This is a genomic window from Mesorhizobium sp. B2-3-4 (assembly GCF_006442315.1).
Lineage (GTDB): Bacteria > Pseudomonadota > Alphaproteobacteria > Rhizobiales > Rhizobiaceae > Mesorhizobium.
Map to the genome: position 1 here is coordinate 85,721 of NZ_VFVY01000007.1, position 24,628 is coordinate 110,348.

Below are 24,628 nucleotides of genomic sequence, written 5' to 3' on the forward strand. Positions count from 1 at the left end.
AGAGAGGAACACATCCATGCGCATGCCTGACCTGACTGCTCTATTGACGGCGACCGCCGTCTTCACCTCCGCATTTGCCTTTACCGCCCAAGCCGGCGAGGTGCATGTGCTCAACTGGAAAGGTTACGGCGCCGACGAGCCGTGGGCCGTCGAGGCTTTCGAAAAGGCGACCGGCAACAAGGTCATCAACGATTTCTTCAATTCCGAACAGGAAATGCTGACCAAGATCCGGACCAATCCGGGACTTTACGACGTGGTCATGATCAACGCCGCCTTCAACGACCAGGCCATGGCGGAAAAGCTGATCCAGCCGATCGATACCTCCAAGCTGCCGAACTATGCCGATATCAGCAAGGACAAGGCCGGATCGCCGATGCTCGACCATGATGGCAAGGTCTATGGCGTGCCGTGGGTGTGGGGGCTGACGGCGCTCGCCATCAACGAAAAATCCTTCGACAAGGCGCCGACGTCGATCGCTGAAATGTGGGATCCCGCGCACAAGGGCCGCGTCGTCATCCGCGACGACGCCGTCGAGGCGGTGCAGTTCGGCGCCATCGCCACCGGCCAGAACATCAACGACATCAAGGATATGGACGCGGTCAAGACCAAGCTCACGTCGCTGATGCCGCAGATCAAGACCTTCTGGAGCTCGGAGAACGACTGGAACCAGATGGTCGCCTCCAACCAGATCGACATCGGCACTTATTGGAGCGGCTCGGCCGACCGCGCCAAGACGCATTTCAAGCTGCCGGTCTCGCTGGTCATCCCGCAGGAGGGCGCCGTCGCCTGGCTGGACGCCTTCTCCATTCCAGTAGGTTCCAAGAACGTCGGCGGCGCCGAGGCCTTCATCAACTACATGATCGACCCGAAATTCTATGTCGAATGGGTCACCAAGGTCGGCGCGCCGGTGTCGGCCAACACCAAGGCGGTGGAAGCGCTACCGGAGGATGCCTTCAACCGCAAGGTGATGGGTGATCCCGAGGTCGCCAAGCGAATCCAATTCCAGGCGCCGATCACCGACGCGCAGCGCGAAGTCTATCTGGCGCTCTGGCAGCAGCTCAAGGTCGATGTGAAGTAGGCTCATGTCCGGACCAGCCGGCGGTTGGCGCCGGCTGGTCTTCAATCCTGGGGAGGAGGGTAGCATGGCGGCACACGGCGCGGTCGCGGCGCGCGGCGGGCTGAGAAAGGCGTTGCCGCTTTTGGCGCCGGCCTATCTCTGGCTGACTGTGGCGATCTTCCTGCCGCTGTCGGCAATGGTCTTCTTCTCCTTCATGACCGACCTGCCGCTGACCGGAAAGCCGTGGGCGTTTACGCTTGGCAATTACGCCGCCTTCTTTTCGCAGAGCCTGTATCTGACCCTGCTGCTGGCCTCGCTGAGGCTTGGACTGGAAGTGACGCTGTGGTGCATCGTCATCGGCTATCCCGCGGCCTATGTGCTGGCCAAGGTGCTCAAGGGGCGCAGCCGAGAGGCGATCTTCCTGCTGGTCATCCTGCCGTTCTGGTCGAACGGGCTGGTGCGCATCTTCTCCTGGGCGATGGTGCTGCGCGAGGGCGGAATCCTCGACACGGCGCTCAACGCCGTGCTGCCGTTCAAGATCAACATCGATCTGATGTATTCCTATCCGGCGGTGATCATCGGGCTGGTGCACTCCTACGTGCCCTATATGGTGCTGACCTGCTATCTCACGCTGCAGGCGATCGACGACTCGCTGATCGAGGCCGGGCGCTCGCTTGGCGCCTCGCGACTACAGGTGCTGAAGCGGGTGATCATCCCGCTGTCGATGCCGGGACTGGTGGCCGGCGCGGCGCTGATCTTCGTGCCCGTCGTCGGCTCCTTCATGGAGCCGCGCATCCTTGGCGGCCGCACCGGCACATTCTACGGCACTGTCATCGAGGACCAGTTCGTCGCCGTGTTCAACTGGCCGCTCGGCGCGGCACTGTCCTTCATCCTGCTTGCCGTCGTTCTGGTCATCCTGGCGGTCGCTTCGCCGGTGCTGCGGAGGGCGACGTGATGGCGACGACGCGGATCCTCGAAGGGCTTGGCCGCCTCTACGTCTTCATGCTGCTCGCCTTCCTCTATCTGCCCATCATCATCATGGCGCTGATGTCGTTCAACGCCTCGCCTTTCTACCAGTTGCCGTTCGAATGGACTGTCGATTGGTATCAATCGCTCTGGCAGAACGGCCAACTGATCTCGGCGACCTGGAACAGCCTCGAGATCGCGGTCATCACCACCATCATCAGCGTGGTGCTCGGCACGGCGGCCTCACTGGCGCTCTATCGCTATGAATTCCGCGGCAAGAAACTGCTGCAGGCGCTGCTGTTTCCGCCTATCGCCATTCCATGGCTCATCACCGGCACGGCGATGCTGATCTTCTTCTTCGGCGTCGGCATCGGGCGCGGTCTGTTCGCCATACTCCTCGGCCATGTCGCGCTGGCGCTGCCCTATGTCATCGTCGTCGTCTCGGCGCGGCTGCAGACCTTCGCGCCGGAACTGGAAGAGGCAGCGCGCTCGCTCGGCGCCAACCAGTGGCAAGTGACGGCGCGTGTCACACTGCCATGGATCATGCCCGGCGTCATCGCCGGCGGGCTGTTCGCCTTCGCGGTGTCCTTCGACCAGTTCGTCGTCTCCTATTTCCTGTCGACGCCCGGGCAGACGACGCTGCCGGTCGAAATCTACGCCGCGATCCGCAAGGGCTTCACGCCCGAGATCAATGCGGTGTCGACCATCATCATCGTCGTGTCGATGGCGCTGATGCTGCTGACGGCGCGCTTCTTCAAATTCGGTGGAGAGAAATAATGGCCGGCGTCACCGTATCTGAAGTCTCGCGCCGTTTCGGCGCGCACAAGGCGCTGGACAATGTCTCCATCGATTTCGCCGATGGCGGCTTTTATGCGCTGCTCGGACCATCGGGCAGCGGCAAGACCACGCTGCTCAGGCAGATTGCCGGTTTCGATTTTCCCGACAGCGGCCGTATCTCGATCGGCGGCGAGAGTGTCGAGCGGGTGCCGGTCGAAAAACGGCGCATCGGCATGGTGTTCCAGAACTATGCGCTGTTCCCCAATATGAGCGTCGCCGACAATGTCGCCTTCGGCCTCTCGGTGCGCGGCGAGGCAAAGGCCGTTATCGCGACGGAAGTGCAGCGCGCGCTCGATCTCGTGCAGTTGGGCAAGCTCGGCGGACGGCGACCGCATCAGCTCTCCGGCGGCCAGCGCCAGCGTGTTGCGCTGGCACGCGCCATCGTCACCAAGCCGCGCGTGCTCCTGCTGGACGAGCCGCTCGGCGCGCTCGACAAGGCGCTGCGCGTCGACATGCAGATCGAGTTGAAACGCATCCAGCGCGAGATCGGCATCACCACCATCTTCGTCACTCACGATCAGGAAGAAGCGCTGACGATGAGCGACCGCATCGGTATCCTGCGTGACGGCAGGCTGGTGCAGGAAGGGCCGCCGGAGGAAATCTACGACCGGCCGAAAAGCGAATTCGCCGCCACTTTCCTCGGCGACGCCAACATCTTTCGCGGCGATGCCACCGCCAACGGTATCCGTCTGCCGGATGGCACGGCGATTGCCGCTGGGGTGGGAGACAGGCTCGCCGCCGGCGCCAAGGCGAGCTGCGCCGTGCGCCCCGAACGCATCCAAATTGCCACCGATGCCGGAGCTACGGACGGCGATGCAAATGTCCTGCGCGGTCAGGTGTCGAAACGAATCTTCGCAGGCAACAACAGCACCTATTTTGTCGATCGCGCCGGCCAGACGCTGAAGGTCATCGTTCAGAACACTGGTCTTGACCGGCTGGCGGAAGGGCAGGATGTGGTGTTGCGCTGGTCGCCCGAGAGCACGGTGTTGATCGCGGCGGCTGGCTGATCCACGTTTCGGCTCTTGCCAGACGACGGACAATGAGGAACGCATAGCCGGACGAAAGTCCGGAGCTGTGATGACCCTGGAACTGACCGCACGCGACCAATCCATGCTCGACGGCGGGCAAGGCCCATCCGCGGCCGCTGCCATGAAGATCCTGGTCGCGTTTTCCAATGCGGTCGGCGCCGAAAGCCTGCTCGACATATCGGGCGCCCATATCGATGGCTGCCTCTACCACGGCAAGGCCGGGCTCGATTTCGTCGAGCGGCTGGTCGAGGGCGGCGGGCGTGTCCAGGTGCCGACGACGCTCAATGTCGGCTCGTTCGACCTCATCCATCCCGGCATGGTAAAGATGCCTTCGAACGAAGAGGCTCCGGCGCGGCGGCTGATGAAGGCGCATCTGGAGCTCGGCTGTCAGGCGACTTTCACCTGCGCACCCTATCAGACCCGCTTCCGGCCTGAATTCGGCCAGCAGATCGCCTGGGGCGAATCCAATGCCATCGTCTTCGCCAATTCGGTGATAGGCGCGCGCACCAACCGCTATGGCGATTTCATCGACCTGTGCTGCGCCATGACCGGGCGTGCACCGGCCTGGGGCCTGCATCTCAGCGAGAACCGTCGCGGCCGCGTCCTGTTCGGACTGGATATCGCCGAGACAGAGCCAAGCGACAACCTGTTCGTCGGCGTCGGGCTGATCATCGGGCAAGCCAGTGGCGACCGCGTTCCGGTGATCGCGGGCCTGCCGGAACCACGTGATGAGGATCACCTGAAGGCGCTGGGCGCTGCGGCGGCGACGACCGGGGCCGTGGCGCTGTTTCATGCGGTTGGCATCACGCCGGAGGCCGGCACGCTCGACGAGGCTTTCCACGGCCGCGCCGCCGAGCAGACGATACGCATTACCCGCGCCGACATCGATCATGCGCTGGCCAGCCTGTCCGGTGTGCAGGATGGTGCGCCGCTTTCGGCCGTTTCGCTGGGCACGCCACATTTCTCGCATGAGGAATGGATGCGTCTGTTGCCGATGCTGCGTGAGGTCGCGCCGGGCAGAGGCATCCCGATCTACGTCAACACCGGACGCGCGACGCTGACGCGCTTGCAGGAGGAGGGTGCGCTTCTCGGCATGGAAGCATTCGGCTTGATCCCGGTCGCCGACACCTGCACCTATGTCACCTCGATCCTCGAACGGCTCGACGGCGTGGTGATGACCAATTCCGGCAAATGGGCGCATTACGCACCGGGCAATATCGGCGTGTCAGTCGCCTTCGCGGAGATGAAGGACTGCATTCGCTCCGCTGCCGTCGGGCATGTCGTGAGGGGGGCGGTATGACCCGGCTGGTGGAAGCCTTCGAAAGAGCTGGGACCTTTCAACTGGCCGGCAGCGCCGAGGGGCGGGCGCTGGTGTTTTCGCAGCCGCTCAGTTTCTGGGGCGGCGTCGATGCCGAGAGCGGCGAGATCATCGATCACTCGCATCCTGGCCTTGGCCAGAACGTCGCCGGCAGGATACTGGTGATGCCGAGCGGACGCGGCTCCTCGTCCTCGTCCTCCGTGCTGGCCGAAGCGATCCGCCGGGGTACGGCACCGGCCGGCATCCTTCTCGAGCGGCCGGACCCGATCCTGGCGGTGGGCGCCATCGTGGCGGAGTTTCTCTACGGGATCGGCATGCCGCTGGCGGTGTGCGACACTGCGAGCTTCGTCTCGGGTGAGCGCATCGTCATTGGCATTGGCGATGAAGGCGGAGCGATCGTGAGATCTTACCCCGCCATCAGCCCGGCGGCACCGCGCCGCCAGTAGGCCGCGGCCAGCGTCTGATCTCGGCCAAGCCGCAACGTGTCGCGCCAATATTCGCGTACGATCTTCGCGGCGGAAGCTTCCGCCGCGAACCAGCCGAAAGCCGAACCGTCTTGCGGCCACGCCACCGAGCGCACGGCTTCAGTCAGTAGCCGGTCTTCACCCGCCGGTACGCCGTCCCGCGTCAGCCAGTGCAGTTCGATGCCGGTGACGTTGTCGATTGTCTGCTTCTCGCGCTCGTCGGCGATTTCGACGAAGGCGACGCCCTTGGTCTCGGCGGGCAATGTTTCCAGCAGGCGTGCCAAGGCCGGCAGGCCGGTTTCATCGGCGCCCATGACATACCACTCGGCCTGCCGCACCGGGCGGCCGACCGGCCCCATGATGCCGACCTTCATCCCAGGCTTCGCCTGGATGGCCCAGGCGGAGCCGACGCTCTCGCCTGGGTGGACCAGGAAATCGACGTCGATGATGCCCTTGGCGACGTCGAGCGCACGGATCGTGTAGACGCGCGCCACCGGCTTGCGATCATCGGCCGGCCAGACCGGCAGGCCGTTGGCACCGAGCACGGGCCAGAGCGGATCGGGTACATCCATGGTCGGAAACAGCATGCGGATATGCATGCCGCCGAACTTGGCGAAGCGGCCTAGATCCTCGCCGGAGAAGCTGACGCGGCGCATATGCGCGGTGAGGTCGCGAACCTCAGTCACCGTCATCTCGCGGAACTGGGCCAGGCTGGTCTCGCCGGAGAGATCGCCGGTCCAGACGATCTCGGGATTTTCCGCCTTGGCATAGACCTGGACCGCGGTGGCGAGCAGGTCCTTGATGCGGGCGAGGCCGTCGCGGTCGGCGGCGTTGGCCCGCATCACGAGGCGCTCCATGTCGATGGACGCGCCTCCGAAGGCGAAGCGGAAATCGATGCGCTGTCCCTGATGGGACGCATCCGCCTCGAAGCTTTGCAGCCGGTCGGTGATGCTGTCCATGTAGTCGGGCAGATGCCGCAGTTTCAGCCGCGCCTCGCAGGCGAGTTCGCGCATCGATGTCTGGCTCATCCTTATCCTCCGATCCTGCCGGTCAGCGCCACCTTGAAGGTGCGGCCCTTGCCCTGTTCCGTTGCCGCCGTGGTCGACCATGCGCTTTGCGGGTCGGTGTAGGCGGTGTTGAAGACGTTATCGACGCCGAAATCGAGCTTGAGATTGTCGTTGATGGTCCAGTTGGCGAAGACGTTGACGAGGTCGAAACCGTCATCGACCACAGGCACCGCATTGGGATTGGTGCGGCTGGTCCGGGTGATCTTGCCGACGCTGAGATATTGCGCGCCGACGGTGAGCTGGTCTTCCAGCATGCGCAAGCCGAGTGTGGCCGAGAAACGGTCGAGCGGCGTGTTGTTCAGCGCCTGGCCGGAATAGACGCCGCTGACGACCTTGGCATCGATCAGCGCGCCGGCAAGGTTCACGAAGCCCGCGCCATAGTCATAGACCATCTCGGCCTCGACGCCTTTCAGGCGCGCATCACCGATGTTGATCGCCGTGCGGGGCAGCACGGTGAGGTCGACGTCAATGTAATCCTCGACATTGGTGTGGAAGACATTGAGCTTGGCGCGCACCCGGTCGCCGGCCGTCAGCACGTCGTCATACTTGACGTTGATGCCGGCTTCCCAGTTCTTTGCGGTCTCGGGTTGCAGCAGCAGGTTGGGGCGATAGCTGTCGCCGCCGCCATGGGCACCGCCGCCGCGGAAGACATCCTGCAGGCCCGGTGCCCGATAACCCTCGGAATAGGTGCCGTAGAGCTGAAAGCCTTCGAAAGGCGTGACGCCGACGGTCAGGCGCGGGGACCAGCGGTCGCCGGAGATGGAAGCCTGCTGCGGCGATGGCACGCGGGTCTCACCGTCCAGCTCATAGCCGTCGTAGCGCATGGCGGCGATGACCTGCAGCCAGTTGTCGTAGTCGCCCTGCCATTGCAGGAAGCCGCCATAGCCCTGCTGTTGCCCGGCTCCGAAATGCGCCGCTTCCGAGGACGCTTCGAGATAGTAATAGTCGAGACCGTAGGTCAGCGTATGGGCGATGCCCCAGGCATCGAAGCGCGAGGAGTTCTTCACGTTGAAACCCGATGTGGCGACATCGTAGAAGCGGAAATTGCCGATCGCGGAGGTCGGCCAGACCTGCGTTTGCTCGGCGCGGGTACGGTTGTGGTAGGCGTTGGCGCTGAGGTCGATCAGGTCGTTGTCGTCGGGCTTCCAGGTGTAGGCGGCGGTATAGGTCTGGTTGGTGGTGTTGGTGTCGTAGCGGCTGAGTGTCGGCGAGGTGGAGCCGCTCGAGCCGGTGATCTGGTCGTTGTAGCGTTGCAGGATGACGCCAAGCTTCAGCTCGTGGCCGTCGGCCGGCCGTAGCGTCGTCTTCAGATAGCCGCTGGTCACCCGCTCGCCGGTCCATGGCACGGTGTCGCCATTGCCGTCGGTGTAGCTGTCGCGGTCGCGATAGATGAGGTTGCCGATGATGTCGGCATCGTCGCTGAAGCGGTAGGCGCCGGTGGTGCTGGTGGTGAAACCGTCGCCATTGTCCTCATAGCCGAGCTTCTCGCTCAATGCCCAGCTTTCCCCGGACTTGAGGAAATCTCCGGCGTCCTTGGTCTCGAAGGAGACGACGCCGCCGATGCCGCCCGAACCATAGGCGTTGGACACCGGACCGCGGATGACGGTGGCTTCCTTGATCAGGTCCGGCTCGACATAGAAGGAGCCCGAGCCGTGGCCGACACGCCAGTAATCCTGGCGGGCGCTGTCAAGCGTCACGACGACACGGCCATATTGTTCCAGGCCACGGATGTTGATGGCGGTCGCGGGATCGTCGCCGTTCATGGAGGCCGCGACGCCGGGCGTGGTGCGGAAAATGTCCGCGGCCGTGTCGGGCTGGATGCGGTCGAGTTCGTCCTGGTCGACGGCGCTGATGGCGGCCATCGATTCGATGACGGCGGTCTTGATCATCGTCGCCGAGATGGTGATGACGTCGAGCATGGTCGCCGGCTGATTTTGCACCGCATTGGCCGGTGCCAGGCGGTCGGCCTTGGCGGCCTTTTTCTCCGGCTCCTGCTCCTGCGCGCTGGCGAAAGGCGCGGCGCAAAGGCCGAGCAAGAAGGCGAGCGCGGTGCTGGCCATCAAGGTCGTGTTTGTCGTCGTTCTCATGCAAAGCCCCCAAGCAAAGCAAACTGCTGGCGGCGGCTGAACGGCCCTGGCTGGCATGATTGAAATCCCGCGACCGAAACGGCCGGGGCAGGGGTCACATATTAAAACATGATGACACAAGTCAACTTTAAATTTATAGGCCAACCCATCGTCGAAAATGCATTTGGGCAAGGAGCAAAACATGGCTGGTGGTTTGGATGGGGCTGGACGGATGCCATGGTTCCAGCCGGGCAGGCTGGCAGCGATGCTGTTTCTGGCGCTGTCGGTGCTGGCGCCGTCCTGCGGCTTCAAGGCCATGGCCGCGGAGACCGTCGTCGATGCGCTGGGACGAACTGTCGCGCCGGGGCCAGCCACGCGAATCCTGACGCTTGGTTCCGATGTCACCGAGATCGTTTTCGCGCTTGGCGCCGGCGAGCGCATCATCGCTGTCGACCGGGGCAGCAAATATCCGCCCGAAGTGACCGGGAAGCCCAATGTCGGCTACCGCCGCCAGCTGTCTGTCGAGGGATTGGCGGGCCTGCGGCCCGACCTGATCCTGGCCGCCGAGGACAGCGGACCGCCCGAGGCGGTCGAGGTGCTGAAGTCGCTGGCGATCCCGATCGTCTTCATCCCGCAGGACAACACCCCGCAAGGCATCGAGCGCAAGATCACGCTGGTCGCGGCCAGTCTGGGGCTCGAGGACAAGGGCAAGTCGGTGTCGGCGGACGTGCTCGGCGCCTTTCAGGCAGCGGCCGACCTGGCTGCAAAAATCCCGCCGGAGCGGCGCAAGAAGGTGGTGTTCTTTCACGGGCTGGTAAAGCTGAGTGCCGCCGGCGCCGGCACTTCGGCCGACGCCATCATCCGCTATGCCGGTGGCCTCAACCCGATGGACGTCGTGCAAGGCTACAAGGCGGCGTCGGAGGAAAAGCTGGTCGAGATGGCGCCCGACGTGATTGTGATGATGAGCGACGGCAAGGGCGGCCCGACGCCGGAGCAGGTGTTCTCCAACCGGGCGCTGGCGACGACCCCGGCGGCGGCAAACAAGGCGCTGGTGGTGCTCGACGGCGCCTACATGATCGGTTTCGGCCCACGCACGGCGGACGCGATCCGCGACCTGGCGAAGGCGCTCTATCCGGAGACCGTCGATTAGAACTGGCGGTCAGATCTCCGGAATGTTCTCCTTGAAGATCACCTGCAGCCTGGGCTGGTGCAGTTCATAGGGCAGTCCGCGCACGGCATGGGTCAGGATGTTGAGCGCCTCGCGCGCCTCGACGCGCGGGTTCTGGTCGATGACCGCGTCGAGCGTGCCGTCGAGCAGCAGTTCCTTGGTGCCGTCCGTCGCCTCGTGGCCGAGGAAGACCATCGATTGCGCTCGGCCCCGTTCCTTGAGCGCGCGGGCGATGCCGGTGTTGCCGGCGCCGACATTGTAGATGGCGGCAAGGTCGGGGTGGCGCTCCAGAAGGGCCGAGGCCTCAGAATAGGCCTTCTCGCGGTCGTCGAGCATTTCGCGCATTTCGACGATCTCCAGATTGGGCGATTCCTCGGTCAGTATGTGCCGGAATCCCATCTCTCGTTCCTCATGGCCGCGATAGGAGAGCGAGCCGGCGAACAGCGCCACCTTGCCGGGACGGCCCGAGCCCATGAAACGGTTGAGCAGATAGCCGGCCAGGCGTCCGGCGGCGCGGTTGTCGATGCCGATATAGGCGACCCTCGGCACATGCAGGATATCGGAGGCGATGGTCACCACCTTGACGTCGTTGGCCGAGAGCGAGCGGATCGCCTCGCGGACCGTCGGATGGTCGAGCGCGATGACGCCGACGCCTTGCGTCTGGCCGCGCAATTCCTGCAGCAGGCGGGCGAGTCGATCGGGATTGAAGCCTTCTATGGTGGCGATATGGACATCGAGATCGGGGCGCGCCAGCGCCTGCGCCTCGATCTGACGATGCAGCATCTTGATGAAGGAGTTGGTGCCGGCCGGCAGCGCGAAGTCGAGCCGGATGACCTCGCCGGGCGAGGGCCTCGGCGGCGCTCCGTGCGGGCTCTCGGCGATGTAACCGAGGCGCTGCGCCATTTCGAGCACGATCTCGCGGGTGCGCGCCCGCACGCCGGGGCGGTTGTTGAGCACGCGATCGACGGTGGCGGCGGAGACGCCGGCTTCCCGGGCTATGTCGGTCAGGGTGGAACGCACCGTCTTCATCTCCTCAATGCATCAGGATCACGCAATGCCGGCTGCCGGTCCAATGCAGCCAATGCATCGCTATCCGCGATTCTGATGGGAAATGATGTATCCGGCCTTGGCCGATGTGCAAGCCGCCGGGCTAAATCAGCTCGCCCGGTACGATCATGTCGGGGCGGAAAAGCGCATTTCCCATCAAATCGAGGCATCTGGAGAGATGTATGGACCCCGGTATGACGCATTCTCTCGCCTCATTGCGATATTGTGAGGTGTTTTGACTATTTATGATGTTGACAGCCTTCCGATACTGCCGTCAATATCCCTCATGGGCTCGTGGAGGAAACGTTGGCCCTGAGGGAGGAATTCGAATGTCTGATCTGATCCGCATCTCGCGGCGCCGGCTGCTGGCGTCCGGAGGAAAGGCCGCGGTGTTCGTCGCGGCGACAGGTATCGCACCGCAATTCATTCGCCCCGGCCGCGCTTATGCCGCTGACGCACTGGCGCCCGGCATGATCGGCGGGCCGACCGGTTTCGAGGGCGCCGAGCGTTATCAGTATGGCGCCGACACGCCGGAAGGCCGCGCCGTCGAGGCCGCAAAGGCAATGAAGGGCGCCGGCAAGGCGCCGGCCAAGATCGTGCTCGGCCTCTCGGATGGCTCGATCGGCCAACTCACCCAGCCTTTCCCGGCCGGCGCGCCGTCGATCAAGGATCTGTGGGAAAAGGAGACGGGCATCCCGATCGAGATCGTCGGCCTGCCGAACGGTCAGGAATTCACCAAGACGATGCAGGACATCTCCACCAAGGGTGGAGCCTATGACATCTATTCGACCGAGTGGAACCGCCTTGGCGACCTTGCCGAGACCGGCGGCATCGCCAAGCTCGACGACTTCGTTGCCCAGTACAAGCCCGAATGGGACGATCCCAAGACCGGCTATGTCGACGGCGCCAAGGGCGTGTCGCTGCTCAACAAGTATCGCGGCTCGAACTATGGCGTGTCGCTGGACGGCGACTTCCAGACCTGGGTCTACCGCACCGACCTGTTCGGCGACGAGGCCGAGAAAAAGGCTTTCAAGGACAAATACGGCTACGATCTGGCGCCACCGAAGACCTGGAAACAGCACAGCGATGTCGCGGCCTTCTTCCAGCGTCCGGACAAGGGCTTGTTCGGCTCGACCGACCTGCGCAACCAGGGCTGGGGCTATACCAACTGGTACCAACGTTACGTCTCGATGGCCTCGCCCAACCAGTTCCTGTTCGGTGACGACGGCAAGCCGCTGATCAATTCCGAACACGGCATCGCCGCCACCAGCGAATATGTCGAGTCGCTCGTCCATCATTCGCCCGATGCGATCTCGTGGGGCTGGCCGGAGCAGTACGGCAATTTCGCCAAGGGTGGTGCGGCGATGACCTGCGCCTTTTCCAACCTGCCGAAATTCCTCGACAATGCCGGCAACAAGGATTCGAAGGTCACCGGCAAGGTCGGCACGATGCTGCCGCCCGGCCGCGAGATCGACGGCAAGCTGATCAGCCGCTCCGTGTTGTGGTTCTCGCTGACCGGCATGGTCTCGTCGCAGTCGAAGAACCAGGAGGCCGCCTATCTCCTGCTGCAATGGCTGGGCTCGGCCCGCATCTACGCCTGGATGAGCGCCAATCCCGGCGGTTATCTCGATCCGTTCCGGCTTTCGGATTTCTCCGATCCGCTGGTTCGCCAGACCTACCATGCCTACCACATGGACGTGGTGCGCGAGACGGTCGCCCGCACGGTGCCGACCATCAACTATCCCGGCGCCACCGCCTTCCACAATGCGCTTGACGAAAACCTCATGGCCTCGCTGACCAAGGCCAAGACGGCGGAGCAGGCGATGGCCGACACCGAGGCCGAATGGAAGAAGATCGCCCGGCGCATCGGCGAGGACAAATTGCTCGAAGCCATCAGGACCAACAAGGAGGCATGGCCGACCGTTCTCGATCCAATCAGCTGATCCATCTCCCTGGATCAGAGCCGGAGGGGAGGGGCGAAAGCTCTTCCCCTCCGCATCAACGCCACCAGCAAAAGCAGCCAGATGAAGCGTTCAGTTCCTTTCGAGATATTCCGCTACGCCGCGATCCTCGCGGCGATGGCGGTCACGCTGGTGCCGATCCTGTGGATGGTGTCGATGGCCTTCAAGCCGATCGCCGAATGGTCGGCGACCGGCGCGGACCTGACATGGTGGCCGAAGAACCCGACGCTCAGCAATTTCCAGTTCGTGTTCGGCGAGTCGACCAACAATCTGATCGTCGCGCTCGACCGCACCGCGCTGAAGCCGATCCTGTCGTCGCTGCTGTCGGCGGTGTTCGGCACCGCGATCGCCATGTCGGCCGGCACGGCCGCCGCCTATGGCCTGTCGCGGTTCGGTTCCGGCCAGAACCTGCCGCTGGCGCTGATCCAGCTCAGGTTGTTTCCGCCAATGGCGGTCATGATCCCTGTGATGATCATGTGGGCGTTCCTCAATTTCACCGACAGCTGGTGGGGCCTGGCGCTGATCTATGGCATCGTCACCTTGCCGTTCGCCTTCTGGCTGATGAAGACCTTCTTCGACGACATGCCGCGCGAGATCGAGGAAGCCGCGCTGGTCGAAGGCTGCTCGCGGCTGCGCGTCTTCACCCGCATCACGCTGCCAATGATGCGTGCGCCGCTGGCGAGCGCCGCGCTCTTCGTGTTCATCCTCAACTGGTCGGATTATCTGATCGCGCTGCTTCTGACGACGCGCGAATGGGTGACGATCCCCGTCTACATGGCGTCGCTGTCGTCCTCGATGACAGGCCAGCTCTATGGCGCCAAGGCGGCCCTCGGGCTCATTGCCGCCGTGCCGCCGGTCATCATGGGCATCGCCATCCAGCGCCATCTGGTGCGCGGGCTGACTTTCGGGGCGCTCAAGCAATGAGCGCCGTGGCCGCAACGATTTCGGAGGACGCGATGAATGCCGTGCGCGGCAAGCCGGTCTCGCGCGACGAGGGAGCGCGGCTCGGCTTTCGTCTGACCTTGCCCGCGCAGATACTGGTGCTGTTCATCTCGGCCTTTCCGCTCCTGATGCAGCTATACATCAGCGTCACCGACTGGTCGCCGCTCTCGGGCCTCGGCTGGTGGAACGCCTGGGAGATGTGGAACAGCTTCGCCAACTACACCGATCTCGTGGCGGACACGCGCTTCTGGAGCGCGCTGAAGCGCACCGCGATCGTCATGGTCGTCTGCGTGCCGGCCGAGTTCCTGTTGGGTCTCGCGCTGGCAACGTTGTTCGCCGACGATTTTCCCGGCAAGCGCATCTTCTATTCGATCCTGCTGATGCCGATGATGGTGGTGCCCGCGGTCGCCGGCTACATGTTCTTCATGCTGTTCCAGTCGGGCGGCCCGGTGAACGACATCCTGTCCGCCGTCACGGGAACCCAAGTCACCATCGCGTGGCTGTCGGACCCGACGCTGGCATTGATCGCGGTGATGATCGCCGACATCTGGCAGTGGACGCCGCTGATGTTCCTGATCCTGCTTGCAGGCCTCGTCGGCGTGCCGGAGGACCAGATCAAGGCGGCGACACTGCTCGGCGCCAATCCGTGGCAGCGCTTCACCACCATCGTGCTGCCGAAGATGAAGACGATCATCGTCATCGCGCTGGCGATCCGGGTGATCGAGAACTTCAAGATCTTCGACACGCTCTACATCATGACCGGCGGCGGCCCCGGCGTCGCCACCGAGACGATCTCCGTCTACATCTACAAGGTCACCACCCAGGACCTGATCTGGGGTTATGTCGCGGCGATCGCGCTCGCCATCCTGATCGTGCTTTCCATCGTTGCCGTGTTCGCCATGAAACGCATGGCGCGAGGAAGGCAGGTGCCGGCATGAGCGCGATCCAGCTCAAACACCTGACCAAGACATTCGGCGACTTCACCGCGCTGAAGACCATGGATCTCGAGATAGCGGACGGCGAGTTCATGGCGCTGCTCGGGCCGTCGGGCTGCGGCAAGTCGACGACAATGAACATGATCGCCGGCATGGAAGAGCCGACCAGCGGCAAGATTCTGTTCGGCGAGCGCGACATGGCCGGCGTGCCGATGGGCCGGCGCGGCGTCGGCTTCGTGTTCCAGAACTATGCGATCTTCACCCATATGAGCGTGCGCCAGAACCTCGCCTACGGGCCGAGGATGCGCGGCGCCGCCAAAGCCGAGGTCGATCGCCGCGTCGGCGCGATTGCCGAATTGCTGCAGCTTTCGCCGCTGCTGGACCGCAAGGCGGACCGGCTTTCGGTCAATATCCTGCAGCGCGTGGCGATTGGCCGTTCGGCGATCATGGAGCCGGCGATCTTCCTGCTCGACGAGCCGCTGTCCAATGTCGACGCGGCTTTCCGGGCGGTGATGCGCACCGAGCTGAAACAGCTGCAGCGGCAATTCAGGCAGACCATGGTCTACGTCACCCACGACCAGCTCGAGGCGATGACCATGGCCGACCGTATCGCTGTCATGGATCATGGCGTGCTGCAGCAGGTCGGCACGCCGCTCGAAGTCTACAACAATCCGGCCAATGTCTTCGTCGCCCGCTTCATCGGCGCGCCGGGCATGAATCTCATCAAGGGCAGGCCGGCCGAAAGCGACCGCGGACTGGTCGTCGATCTCGGCCCGCTGGGTGTGACGCCGCCGCTGCCGGATGAACTGGCGACCAGCTTGCGCGGCGCGCGCAGCGACGTGCTCTACGGTTTCCGGCCGGAGCAGGTCGCCCTGGCGCAAGGGGGGCGCGGGCTGGCCATGTCCGTCACCTTCGTCGAGCGCATCGGTGCCCGTACCATCGTTCATCTCGGCGAGGGCGAAAGCGCCGTGAAGGCGGTCTTTGAGAACGATGTCGGGCTCTCGATCGGGCAGACCGCGACCGTCGCGCCCATGGCGGCATCGGTACGCGTCTTCGATGCCGCCAGCGGCATCGCGATAAGGGCGGATTGAACCATGGCCGATATCGTCTTCCGCAATGTCAGCAAAAGCTACGGCGCGATGCTTGCCGTCGAGGATGCGTCGTTCACGGTCAACGACAACGAGTTCTTCTGCTTCTTCGGTCCGCCGCTGTCTGGTAAATCGACGATCCTGCGCCTGATACTGGGGCTGGAGACGCCGGATGCCGGGGAAATCCTGATCGGCGGCAAGCCGGTCAACACGGTATCGCCGGCCGAACGCAACGTCGCCATGGTGTTCCAGAACCTGGCGCTGTTCCCGCATATGAGCGCGCTCGACAATGTCCGCTTCCCGCTGGTCGAACGCAAAGTCGCCGATGTCGACATCAAGCGACGCGTCGCCGATGTCGCGGCCAAGCTGCATATCGGCCATATCCTGCACAAGCCGCCGGCGCAGCTTTCGGGCGGCGAGCGGCAGCGCGTGGCGATCGCGCGCGCGCTGGTGCGCGATCCCAACGCCTATCTGATGGACGACCCGATCTCGGCGCTCGATGCGCGGCTGCGCGAGGAGACGCGCGTCGAGCTGAAGCGTATCCAGCGCGACCTCGGCAAGACGCTGGTCTATGTCACGCACGACCAGGAAGAGGCGATGTCGATCGCCGACCGGATCGCCATACTGGACAATGGCCGGATCAGGCAGATCGGCGCGCCGGCGGAAATCTACGACCGTCCGGCCAGCACCTATGTGGCGCGGCTGCTCGGTTCGCCGGTCATGAACATCCTGAAATCCGTTCGTGGCGACGGCGGCGTCGAAGCTGCCGAAGGAACGGTCCGCATCGCCGACCGCGCGGCCCCGGCCGAGGCGATCGAGATCGGACTGAGGCCGGAGGACATCAAGGTCAAGCCATGGACGGGCAATGAGACGGCGGACGGGGGCCCGGGCCGCCCCGCGCGGGTGTTCGAGGTCGAGCCGCTTGGCGGCTACACCGTGGTGACGCTCGCCGCCGGGCAGGCGCGACTCAAGGCGCTGTTGCGCGGCCAGCCCGACATCAGGCCCGACGCGATGGTGGCAATATCCTGCGAGCCGGCCCGCGTGCATTATTTCGGACAGGGCGGGAGCGCGTTGGCGAGATGACGGTTGCCGCGAGGACAGAGTTTCGGGAGGAAGGCATGACAGGCAAGGATTTCGAGCCGGACGTGAAGGTCCGCACAAAGGAATATCGGATCGGCTGCGTCGGCGCCGGCATGATCATGGCCGAGTGCCATCTGGCCGCCTATCATGAAGCAGGCTTTCCGGTTGTGGCGATCGCTTCGCGCACCAGGGCGAATGCGCAGAAGGTCGCCGCACGCTGGGGCATCCCGACGGTGCACGATACGCCGGAACAACTCATCGAGGACGCCAATGTCGACATTATCGACCTTGCCTTTCCGCCGGACCAGCAACCGGCGCTGATCCGCCACGCGCTGAAGCAGAAGCACATCAAGGCGATCCTGGCGCAGAAGCCGCTGGCGCTGTCGGTCGAGGAGGCCGTCAAGCTGCGCGACGAGGCGGCGAAGGCCGGCAAGATCCTCTCGGTTAACCAGAACATGCGCTACGACCAGTCGATGCGCGTGCTGAAGCAGATCATAGACAGCGGCGCGCTAGGCGACATCGTCTTCGCCCAGATCGATATGCATGCCATCCCGCACTGGCAGACTTTCCTGCAGGGTTACGACCGGCTGACGCTCGCCAATATGAGCGTGCACCACCTGGACGTGCTGCGTTTCCTGTTCGGCGATCCCGATGAGATCACGACACTCACCCGGAAAGACCCGCGCACGACATTCGACCACTCCGACGGCATCACCGTCTCGACGCTGCGGTTCCCCTCCGGCGTGCTTGCCGTGTCGCTGGAGGATGTCTGGTCCGGCCCGCGCCAGGACGGCTACAAGGACGACCAGCACATCAACTGGCGCGTCGACGGCACCAAGGGCGTCGCCAAGGGCACGATCGGCTGGCCGACCGGTGCTGCCTCGACGCTGACCTATGCGTCGGCCGAGACGACCGGCGGCGAATGGGTGAGCCCGAGTTGGGAGACGATGTGGTTCCCACATGCCTTCATCGGCGTCATGGAACAGCTCCAGCACGCGGTGAAGACCGGCACGCCGCCGGCGCTTTCCGTCGCCGACAACGTCAAGACCATGGCGCTGGTCGAAGCGGGCTACCGCTCGATGGCGTCGGGACGCACCGTAAAACTTTCCGAGATCGCTATCTGATCACCGCAACCGAAACACCAGACAACTGAATCGCTTACAGGGAGGAATTCACACCATGATGCAGGCAGGTATTTTCACGGGCTATTTCCCGTACGGCCTTGAAGAGACGGCGAAGAAGATCCGCGGCCTCGGTTTCAACACGGTGCAGCTCGACCTGCATTTCAGGGATGTCGACCTGTCGGCCGGCCAGATCACCAAGGACAAGGCCAAGAAGGTGCGCGATGTCTTCCGCGACCACAATCTGCCGGTCTGCTGCGTGTCGGGCTACACCAACATCATCCATCCCGACAAGGCCGAGCGTGACAAGCGCGTCGGCTATCTCAAGGAGATCATCCGCAACGCGCGCGATTTCGGCTCGCCTTACGTGATCTCGGAGACCGGCACTTACAACACCGAGTCCGACTGGGTGCATCATCCCAAGAACAAGACCGAGGAAGGCTTCGAGGAATGCCGCAAGGTGATCGCCGACCTCGCCCAGACGGCCTATGACCATGGCGCGGTCTTCCTGCTGGAGACCTATGTCAACAACGTCGTCGGCTCTGTCGAGGAGACGGTGAAGATGTTCGCGCAGGTCGATCATCCCGGTCTTGGCCTGTTGATGGACCCGACCAACTATTTCGAGACCCACAACATCGACAGGATGGACCAGATCCTGAACCAGGTGTTCGACACGCTGACCGACAAGATCAGAATAGCCCACGCCAAGGACGTCAAGCGCTCGGGCGACGACAAGTCGGAGAAGCATGCCGATATCGGCGATGCCGATGCGATGGAGAGCCACACGTTCCGCGGCGTTGGCGAGATCGAACTGCCGGCGCCGGGTCTCGGCTCGCTCAACTACGACCTCTATCTCAAGCGGCTGGCGGAGAAGCATCCGAACATCCCGGTCATCATCGAGCATCTGTCGGAAGACGACGTGCCGCGCGCCAAAAAATTCCTCGACGGGAAGTTCCGCGCCAACGGGCTTTGATGGCTCGAAACAAGGGAGGAAAGAGTGTTGAAATTCGCATTGAAATTGGCGGCCGCCGCGACGGTGCTTGCCGGCGTCGCGTTCGGCTCGACCGCGCAGGCTGCTGACGGCCAGAAGACCTTTTATCTGCTGTCGCATGGCGGGCCTTCCGATGCCTTCTGGATCGACTGGAATGCCGGTGCCACCAACGCCTGTGACCAGCTCAAGGTGACCTGCAAGATCTCCTTCAGCGGCGGCGACATGGCGGCGCAGAAGGAAGCTTTCAACTCGGCATTGGCGGCCAAGCCCGACGGCATTGCCACCACCTCGGCGCAGCCCGGCCTGTGGACCGAGGAAGTCAAGGCGGCGAAGGCGGCCGGCATCCCGATCGTGTTCTTCAACACGGACGATCCGGCGACAGGCCGCCAGGCCTATGTCGGCGCCGATCTCAAGGAGGCTGGCGCGATCTGGGCGAAATATCTCGTCGACCACAAGATGGTGAAGCAGGGCGACAAGGTGTTCCTGCCGGTCGAGGTTCCCGGCGCCAGCTATCAGCAGCTGGAAACCGAAGGCATCGCCAGCGTTTTCGATCCGTTGGGGATCAAATATGACGTCGTCGATTGCGGCACCGATCCGGCCGGCATCATCGCCAAGATGACCGACTACATGGTCGCCAACAATCCGCCGGCGATCATTGCGCTCGGCGATTCCGTGGCGGCCAGCGTCAAGCGCGTCTTCGACGGCGCCGGCGTGCCGGCCGGCAAGATCCCGGTCGTCGGCTGGGGCAATTCGAAGGAGACGGCGCAGGCCGTCAAGGACGGCTTCGTCAATGCCGCAGCCTGGCAATATCCGTCGGCGCAAGGCTTCATGCCTGTGGCGCTGCTCGGTCTCGCCGCCTCGGGCGAGCCGATCGGCTACGACATCCACACCTTCGGTCTTTACGACGCCTCCAGCGTCGACCCGATCCTGAAGCTCTACGACAAGAAGTGAGAAAGCAACGCCCGCCGTGAAAGCGGCGGGCGTCTTCAAGCATGGTTCAAACAGTCATGACGATCGCCGCAGAAGACGAAATGCCTGTCGGGAAACGCAGAGCGAGCCTGATGCGCTCGCCGCAATTCTCATCGCTCATCATCCTGGTCGTTCTTCTCGTGGTCTTCGCGGTCGCCGACGCCAATTTCTTGTCGCCGCTCAACATCTCCAATATGATGGCCTTCCTGCCCGAGCTCGGCATCATCGCGCTCGGCATGACGCTGCTGTTGACGGCCGGCGAATTCGACCTGTCCGTCGGCGCGGTGTTTGGCCTGGCACCGGTGGTGGTGATGCTGTTGGTCCAGAACGCCGGTGTCGATATCGGCGTCGCGCTGCTGGCTGGACTTGTGCTGTGCATCGCGATCGGCGCGATCAACGGGCTGATCGTCACCAAGATCGGCATCTCGTCCTTCCTGGTCACGCTGTCGATGCTGCTCGTCGTGCGCGGGGCGGCCCTCTACATCACGCAGGGCTTTCCATTGAAATCCTGGGATCAGCCCGGCTTCTTCGTGACGCTGCTCGCCGGCAGCTTCAATGTCGGCTCGTTCCGCTTCTACACCTCGCTGTGGTGGTTCATCGGCCTGTCGCTGTTTGCGATCTATGTCCTGCGCTACGCCAAGCTCGGCAACTGGATCAGCGCCATCGGCTCCAACCACAATGCGGCGGTGGCGCGCGGCGTACCGGCCGATGCCGTAAAGATCTGGTTGTTTATCGCGACGTCGGTTCTGGCAGGCCTTGCCGGGATGATCAGCGCCTTCCGCATCTCCGCTGCCTCGCCGGTGGCCGGCACCGGCTACGAGCTGGAGGTCATCGCCATGGTGGTCGTCGGCGGCACGGCGCTGACCGGCGGACGTGGCACGATCCTCGGCACCATCGTCGGCGCGCTGATGCTGCGCGCCATTCGCAACGGCATCGTGCTGATCGGCGTGCCGGGGCTCGCCTACAACATCTTCGTCGGTCTGATCATCCTCGCCATGCTCATCCTGCACGCTTTGCTGCAGAAGAACGCCGCAAGCGGCTGACAATGGACATGCTCCGACTGCAGAATCTGCAAAAATCCTTCGGCAGCGTGCGGGCGCTGAAAAATGCCTCGCTGACACTGCGGGAAGGCGAGGTGGTGGCGCTGCTCGGCGACAACGGCGCTGGCAAATCGACGCTGATCAAGGCAATCTCGGGTGTGTTTCCCGTCGACCGCGGCGACATCTATGTGCGCGGCGAGAAGGTGTCGATCCGCTCGACCCGGGATGCGATGGACCTCGGCATCGAGACCATCCACCAGGACACGTCGCTGGCGCCGGACCTCAGCATCGCGCGCAATCTTTTCCTCGGCAGGGAGCCGGTCAACTTCGGCTGGCTCGGCGTGTTCGCGCCGCTCGACCTCGCCAAATTGCGCAATGCCGCCTCGGCGCTGCTGAAGCGCGTCGGCATCTCGAAGAAGCTCGATGCGGACGCGCTGGTCAGCACGCTTTCGGGCGGTGAGCGGCAGTCGATCGCCATCTCGCGCGCCATGCAGTTCGCCGCCAAGGTCATCATCCTCGACGAGCCGACCAACAATCTCGGCGTCGAGGAGACCCATGGCGTGCTGCGTTTCGTCAAGGAGGTGCGCGACGCCGGGCATTCGGTGCTGCTCATCACCCACAACATCCACCATGTCTTCCAGGTCGCCGACCGTATCGTCGTCATGCGGCGCGGCGAGATCGTCGCCGAACAGACGGTGGCCGATACCGACCTCTTGACGGTGGAAAGCCTGATCACCGGCGCCGACATGTCGGCCCTGCTCAAGCAGGCGAGGGCAAAGTGAAGGGCGCCGCATGGTAGAGCTTTACGGCAAGACGCTGTCGCGCCGGCAAGTGGCCGAGCGATCCGGCATGCTTTCGCAATTCGCCGGCGTGCGGCTGATGACGCTCGGCGACGGGGTGGAGCGCGGCATCCGAATGCTCGAATTCCGTACCGGTTCCGGCCTGCGCTTCACCGCGCTGGTCGACCGGGCACTCGACATCGCCGACTGCGACTTCAAGGGCCAGGCGATCGGCTGGCATTCGCCGAGCGGCTTTCGCAATCCGGCGCTGCACGAGTATGAAGGGGAAGGGGGGCTGGCCTGGGCGCGTTCCTTCTCCGGCCTGCTGGTGACCTGCGGGCTCGACCACATATTGGGCCGCGAGGACGTGCCGGCCGAGACCTACAATTACCCCGGCAAGAAGAGCGTAACCCATTCGCTGCATGGTCGTCTCGGCACGATCCCGGCGCGGCTGACCGGCTATGGCGAGCGCTGGGAGGGCGACCGCTGCGTGCTGTGGGCCGAAGGCGTCGTCCAGCAGTCCGCGGTATTCGCGGAGGATCTGCATCTGATCCGCCGCATCGAGGCCGATGTCGGCGGCAACGAGATCCGGCTGTCCGACCGCGTCGTCAACCACGGCTTCAACCGCACGCCGCATATGTATTTCTACCACGTCAATGTCAGCCATCCCTTGCTGGACGAGGGCTCCCGTTATCTGGCGCCGATCCGCGACGTCATCTGGGCCGGCCATGCCGGCGAGCGCTATGAGGCGCAGAGGGTCGGTTATCGCACGGCGCCGGCGCCGCAACTCGGCTTCAGCGAGCAGGTCTGGCAGCATGAGATGGATGCCGACGTGAAGGGCGAAGTGCCGGTGGCCGTCGTCAACGACCGCATCGGGCTCGGTTTGGAACTGGTTACGCGCAAGGACCAGTTGCCCTGCGCCTATCAGTGGCAGAATTTCCAGGCCGGGCAATACGCGCTGGGGATAGAGCCCTCGACCCACCATGTGCTCGGCGATCTCGCCGCCCGCCAACGCGGAGAGATGATCTGGCTGGAGCACGGCGAGAGCCGAGCCTATGATGCGGCGTTCCGGGTTCTCGACGGCGCCGGCGAAATCGCGGCGGCCGAAACCAGGATCGCGGCTATCGCCCGACAACCCGAGCAGGATTATCCTCAGCCGTCCGGCAATTTTCCAAGACTGGCGGACAGGACATGAGCTCGACAGCTATTCGATGCAAGCCCTCCGGCGGGCGGACCGGATTGCCAGCGCTGCGCGACGATTGGAGGTCAATGTGACGATGGCAAACAAGCGCGACTACAGCCTTGTCGGCGAGAGCACCAAAGCGGCGATCGAGACCGGGCTCGCCTCGGCCGAGTGGTATCATACCGATGTGCCGCGCAAGGCGATGAAGGAGCTGATGCAACGGTCCGACGGGCCGGCGATCCGCGATACGATCATCTGGATCGTCACGATCCTCGGCTCGGCCGCCGGCATCGTCTGGTTCTGGGGCACGTGGTGGGTGTTGCCGTTCATGCTGGTCTATGGCGTGCTCTATGGCTCGTCGAGCGACTCGCGCTGGCACGAATGCGGCCATGGCACGGCTTTCCGCACGCGCTGGATGAACGATGTCGTCTATCACATCGCCTCGTTCATGCTGATGCGCAATCCCGTGCAATGGCGCTGGAGCCATGCGCGCCACCACACCGACACCATCATCGTCGGCCGCGACGCCGAGATCGCCGTCATGCGCCCGCCGGACTTGCTGAAAGCGGGATTGGCCTTCACCGGCATTCTAGACTTCCGCTATTCGCTGCCGACACTGGTGCGCCAGGCCTTCGGCACACTGTCGGACGAGGAAAAGAGCTACATCCCCGAGATGGAGTTGCACAAGGCTGTCGTCGCAGCCCGCTGGCATGTCGCCATCTATGTCGCGACGATCGCTCTGGCGATCGTGCTGCGGTCCTGGATTCCGCTCGTGCTGATCGGCCTGCCGCGCCTCTACGGCACCTGGCACATGGTGACGACCGGCCTGCTGCAGCATATTGGCCTCGCCGACAATGTCATCGACCATCGGCTCAACACGCGCACCGTCTACATGAACCCGATCAGCCGGTTCATCTACTGGAACATGAACTACCATGTGGAGCACCACATGTTCCCGATGGTGCCCTATCACGCGCTGCCCAGGCTGCATGAATTGATCAAGCACGACCTTCCCGTGGCAAACCCGTCAATGTGGCATGCCTACCGCGAGGTCTGGCCGGTCCTGCTCAGGCAACTGAAATACGAGGACTATTACCTCAAGCGCGAATTGCCGCCGACGGCCCGGCCCTATCGCGGCGAGTTCCACGAGGTCGATATGTCGGCCGCGGCCGAATAGCGCCGCCAATATCCGCAGGAGACAGGAATGGCCGATTGGGTGCAAGCGTGCGCAGTGGACGATGTCGAGGAAGAGGATGTGATGCGTTTCGACCATGGCGGGCGAACCTTTGCCATCTATCGCTCGCCGGACGACGAGTTCTTCGCCACCGACGGTCTTTGCACGCATGAGAAGGTGCATCTGGCCGACGGGCTTGTCATGGACGACATCATCGAATGCCCCAAGCACAATGGGCGCTTCAACTACAAGTCCGGCCAGGCCAAGGCCGCGCCGGTCTGCGTCAATCTCAAGACCTATCCAGTCCGCATCGAGGCTGGCAAGGTGATGATCGATATCGGCTGAAG

At 63.7% G+C, this 24,628-nt stretch carries 23 protein-coding genes; 20 read left to right on the forward strand and 3 right to left on the reverse strand.

The window, feature by feature from the left end; genetic code table 11:
- The first annotated feature begins 16 nt into the window (after positions 1 to 16).
- From FJ967_RS12935 to FJ967_RS12960, 6 genes are all read left to right on the forward strand, one after another.
- Positions 17 to 1,078: an ABC transporter substrate-binding protein gene (locus FJ967_RS12935; protein ID WP_140732146.1), complete on the forward strand. Its 1,062-nt coding sequence runs from the start codon at positions 17 to 19 to the stop codon at positions 1,076 to 1,078.
- A 64-nt stretch (positions 1,079 to 1,142) separates the two neighbouring features.
- On the forward strand, positions 1,143 to 2,012 hold the full coding sequence (locus tag FJ967_RS12940) for an ABC transporter permease (protein ID WP_140732148.1): 870 nt from the start codon (positions 1,143 to 1,145) through the stop codon (positions 2,010 to 2,012).
- Positions 2,012 to 2,800 carry an ABC transporter permease gene (locus tag FJ967_RS12945; protein WP_140732150.1) on the forward strand — a complete coding sequence of 263 codons (789 nt, stop codon included), beginning with the start codon at positions 2,012 to 2,014 and terminating at the stop codon, positions 2,798 to 2,800. Before FJ967_RS12940 ends, FJ967_RS12945 begins: the two co-directional genes overlap by 1 nt.
- Positions 2,800 to 3,867 carry an ABC transporter ATP-binding protein gene (locus FJ967_RS12950; protein WP_140732152.1) on the forward strand — a complete coding sequence of 356 codons (1,068 nt, stop codon included), beginning with the start codon at positions 2,800 to 2,802 and terminating at the stop codon, positions 3,865 to 3,867. Before FJ967_RS12945 ends, FJ967_RS12950 begins: the two co-directional genes overlap by 1 nt.
- A gap of 70 nt (positions 3,868 to 3,937) precedes the next feature.
- Positions 3,938 to 5,188 (forward strand): aconitase X, encoded by a 1,251-nt coding sequence (locus FJ967_RS12955; RefSeq protein WP_140732154.1) that lies wholly within the window; start codon positions 3,938 to 3,940, stop codon positions 5,186 to 5,188.
- Positions 5,185 to 5,652 (forward strand): DUF126 domain-containing protein, encoded by a 468-nt coding sequence (locus tag FJ967_RS12960; protein WP_140732155.1) that lies wholly within the window; start codon positions 5,185 to 5,187, stop codon positions 5,650 to 5,652. Before FJ967_RS12955 ends, FJ967_RS12960 begins: the two co-directional genes overlap by 4 nt.
- On the opposite strand, the gene FJ967_RS12965 is transcribed toward FJ967_RS12960, so the two are convergent.
- Both FJ967_RS12965 and FJ967_RS12970 read right to left on the reverse strand, forming a co-directional pair.
- Positions 5,613 to 6,698 carry a siderophore-interacting protein gene (locus FJ967_RS12965; protein WP_140732157.1) on the reverse strand — a complete coding sequence of 362 codons (1,086 nt, stop codon included), beginning with the start codon at positions 6,696 to 6,698 and terminating at the stop codon, positions 5,613 to 5,615. The genes FJ967_RS12960 and FJ967_RS12965 overlap by 40 nt on opposite strands.
- Positions 6,699 to 6,700: 2 nt before the next feature.
- Positions 6,701 to 8,824 (reverse strand): TonB-dependent hemoglobin/transferrin/lactoferrin family receptor, encoded by a 2,124-nt coding sequence (locus FJ967_RS12970; RefSeq protein ID WP_140732159.1) that lies wholly within the window; start codon positions 8,822 to 8,824, stop codon positions 6,701 to 6,703.
- 181 nt (positions 8,825 to 9,005) lie between these two features.
- On the opposite strand from FJ967_RS12970, the gene FJ967_RS12975 reads away from it, so the two are divergent.
- A complete protein-coding gene (locus FJ967_RS12975) occupies positions 9,006 to 9,953 on the forward strand; it encodes an ABC transporter substrate-binding protein (RefSeq protein WP_140732160.1) in 948 nt (315 codons plus the stop codon).
- Between the two features lie 9 nt (positions 9,954 to 9,962).
- Here the strand turns inward: FJ967_RS12975 and FJ967_RS12980 are convergent, their stop codons facing one another.
- The gene (locus tag FJ967_RS12980) at positions 9,963 to 10,991 is read right to left on the reverse strand and encodes a LacI family DNA-binding transcriptional regulator (RefSeq protein ID WP_140732162.1); all 1,029 of its coding nucleotides are present in this window, start codon (positions 10,989 to 10,991) and stop codon (positions 9,963 to 9,965) included.
- A 356-nt stretch (positions 10,992 to 11,347) separates the two neighbouring features.
- On the opposite strand from FJ967_RS12980, the gene FJ967_RS12985 reads away from it, so the two are divergent.
- The 13 genes from FJ967_RS12985 to FJ967_RS13045 all read left to right on the forward strand — a co-directional run bounded on the left by FJ967_RS12985 (position 11,348) and on the right by FJ967_RS13045 (position 24,626).
- Positions 11,348 to 12,961 (forward strand): extracellular solute-binding protein, encoded by a 1,614-nt coding sequence (locus FJ967_RS12985; RefSeq protein WP_140732164.1) that lies wholly within the window; start codon positions 11,348 to 11,350, stop codon positions 12,959 to 12,961.
- An 81-nt stretch (positions 12,962 to 13,042) separates the two neighbouring features.
- Positions 13,043 to 13,903 carry a carbohydrate ABC transporter permease gene (locus FJ967_RS12990; RefSeq protein WP_015317068.1) on the forward strand — a complete coding sequence of 287 codons (861 nt, stop codon included), beginning with the start codon at positions 13,043 to 13,045 and terminating at the stop codon, positions 13,901 to 13,903.
- Positions 13,900 to 14,859 (forward strand): sugar ABC transporter permease, encoded by a 960-nt coding sequence (locus tag FJ967_RS12995; RefSeq protein ID WP_140732165.1) that lies wholly within the window; start codon positions 13,900 to 13,902, stop codon positions 14,857 to 14,859. The genes FJ967_RS12990 and FJ967_RS12995 overlap by 4 nt, the downstream gene beginning before the upstream one ends.
- Positions 14,856 to 15,947, forward strand: coding sequence for an ABC transporter ATP-binding protein (locus tag FJ967_RS13000; RefSeq protein WP_140732167.1), 1,092 nt, complete (start codon positions 14,856 to 14,858; stop codon positions 15,945 to 15,947). The genes FJ967_RS12995 and FJ967_RS13000 overlap by 4 nt, the downstream gene beginning before the upstream one ends.
- A gap of 3 nt (positions 15,948 to 15,950) precedes the next feature.
- Positions 15,951 to 17,027, forward strand: coding sequence for an ABC transporter ATP-binding protein (locus tag FJ967_RS13005; protein ID WP_140732169.1), 1,077 nt, complete (start codon positions 15,951 to 15,953; stop codon positions 17,025 to 17,027).
- 35 nt (positions 17,028 to 17,062) lie between these two features.
- The gene (locus FJ967_RS13010; RefSeq protein WP_140732171.1) at positions 17,063 to 18,148 is read left to right on the forward strand and encodes a Gfo/Idh/MocA family oxidoreductase; all 1,086 of its coding nucleotides are present in this window, start codon (positions 17,063 to 17,065) and stop codon (positions 18,146 to 18,148) included.
- A 55-nt stretch (positions 18,149 to 18,203) separates the two neighbouring features.
- The gene (locus FJ967_RS13015) at positions 18,204 to 19,118 is read left to right on the forward strand and encodes a sugar phosphate isomerase/epimerase (RefSeq protein ID WP_140732173.1); all 915 of its coding nucleotides are present in this window, start codon (positions 18,204 to 18,206) and stop codon (positions 19,116 to 19,118) included.
- A gap of 24 nt (positions 19,119 to 19,142) precedes the next feature.
- Complete coding sequence (locus FJ967_RS13020; RefSeq protein WP_140732175.1) at positions 19,143 to 20,087, forward strand: substrate-binding domain-containing protein; 945 nt, start codon at positions 19,143 to 19,145, stop codon at positions 20,085 to 20,087.
- A 56-nt stretch (positions 20,088 to 20,143) separates the two neighbouring features.
- Entirely contained in the window at positions 20,144 to 21,148 is a 1,005-nt protein-coding gene (locus tag FJ967_RS13025) for an ABC transporter permease (protein ID WP_246675268.1), read from the forward strand.
- A 2-nt stretch (positions 21,149 to 21,150) separates the two neighbouring features.
- Positions 21,151 to 21,927 carry an ATP-binding cassette domain-containing protein gene (locus tag FJ967_RS13030; protein WP_140732179.1) on the forward strand — a complete coding sequence of 259 codons (777 nt, stop codon included), beginning with the start codon at positions 21,151 to 21,153 and terminating at the stop codon, positions 21,925 to 21,927.
- Between the two features lie 10 nt (positions 21,928 to 21,937).
- Positions 21,938 to 23,119, forward strand: a complete 1,182-nt coding sequence (locus tag FJ967_RS13035) for an aldose 1-epimerase family protein (RefSeq protein ID WP_140732181.1) — start codon at positions 21,938 to 21,940, stop codon at positions 23,117 to 23,119.
- A gap of 82 nt (positions 23,120 to 23,201) precedes the next feature.
- Entirely contained in the window at positions 23,202 to 24,284 is a 1,083-nt protein-coding gene (locus tag FJ967_RS13040) for a fatty acid desaturase family protein (RefSeq protein WP_140732380.1), read from the forward strand.
- 27 nt (positions 24,285 to 24,311) lie between these two features.
- Positions 24,312 to 24,626 (forward strand): MocE family 2Fe-2S type ferredoxin, encoded by a 315-nt coding sequence (locus FJ967_RS13045; protein WP_140732183.1) that lies wholly within the window; start codon positions 24,312 to 24,314, stop codon positions 24,624 to 24,626.
- The last annotated feature ends 2 nt before the right edge of the window (positions 24,627 to 24,628 follow it).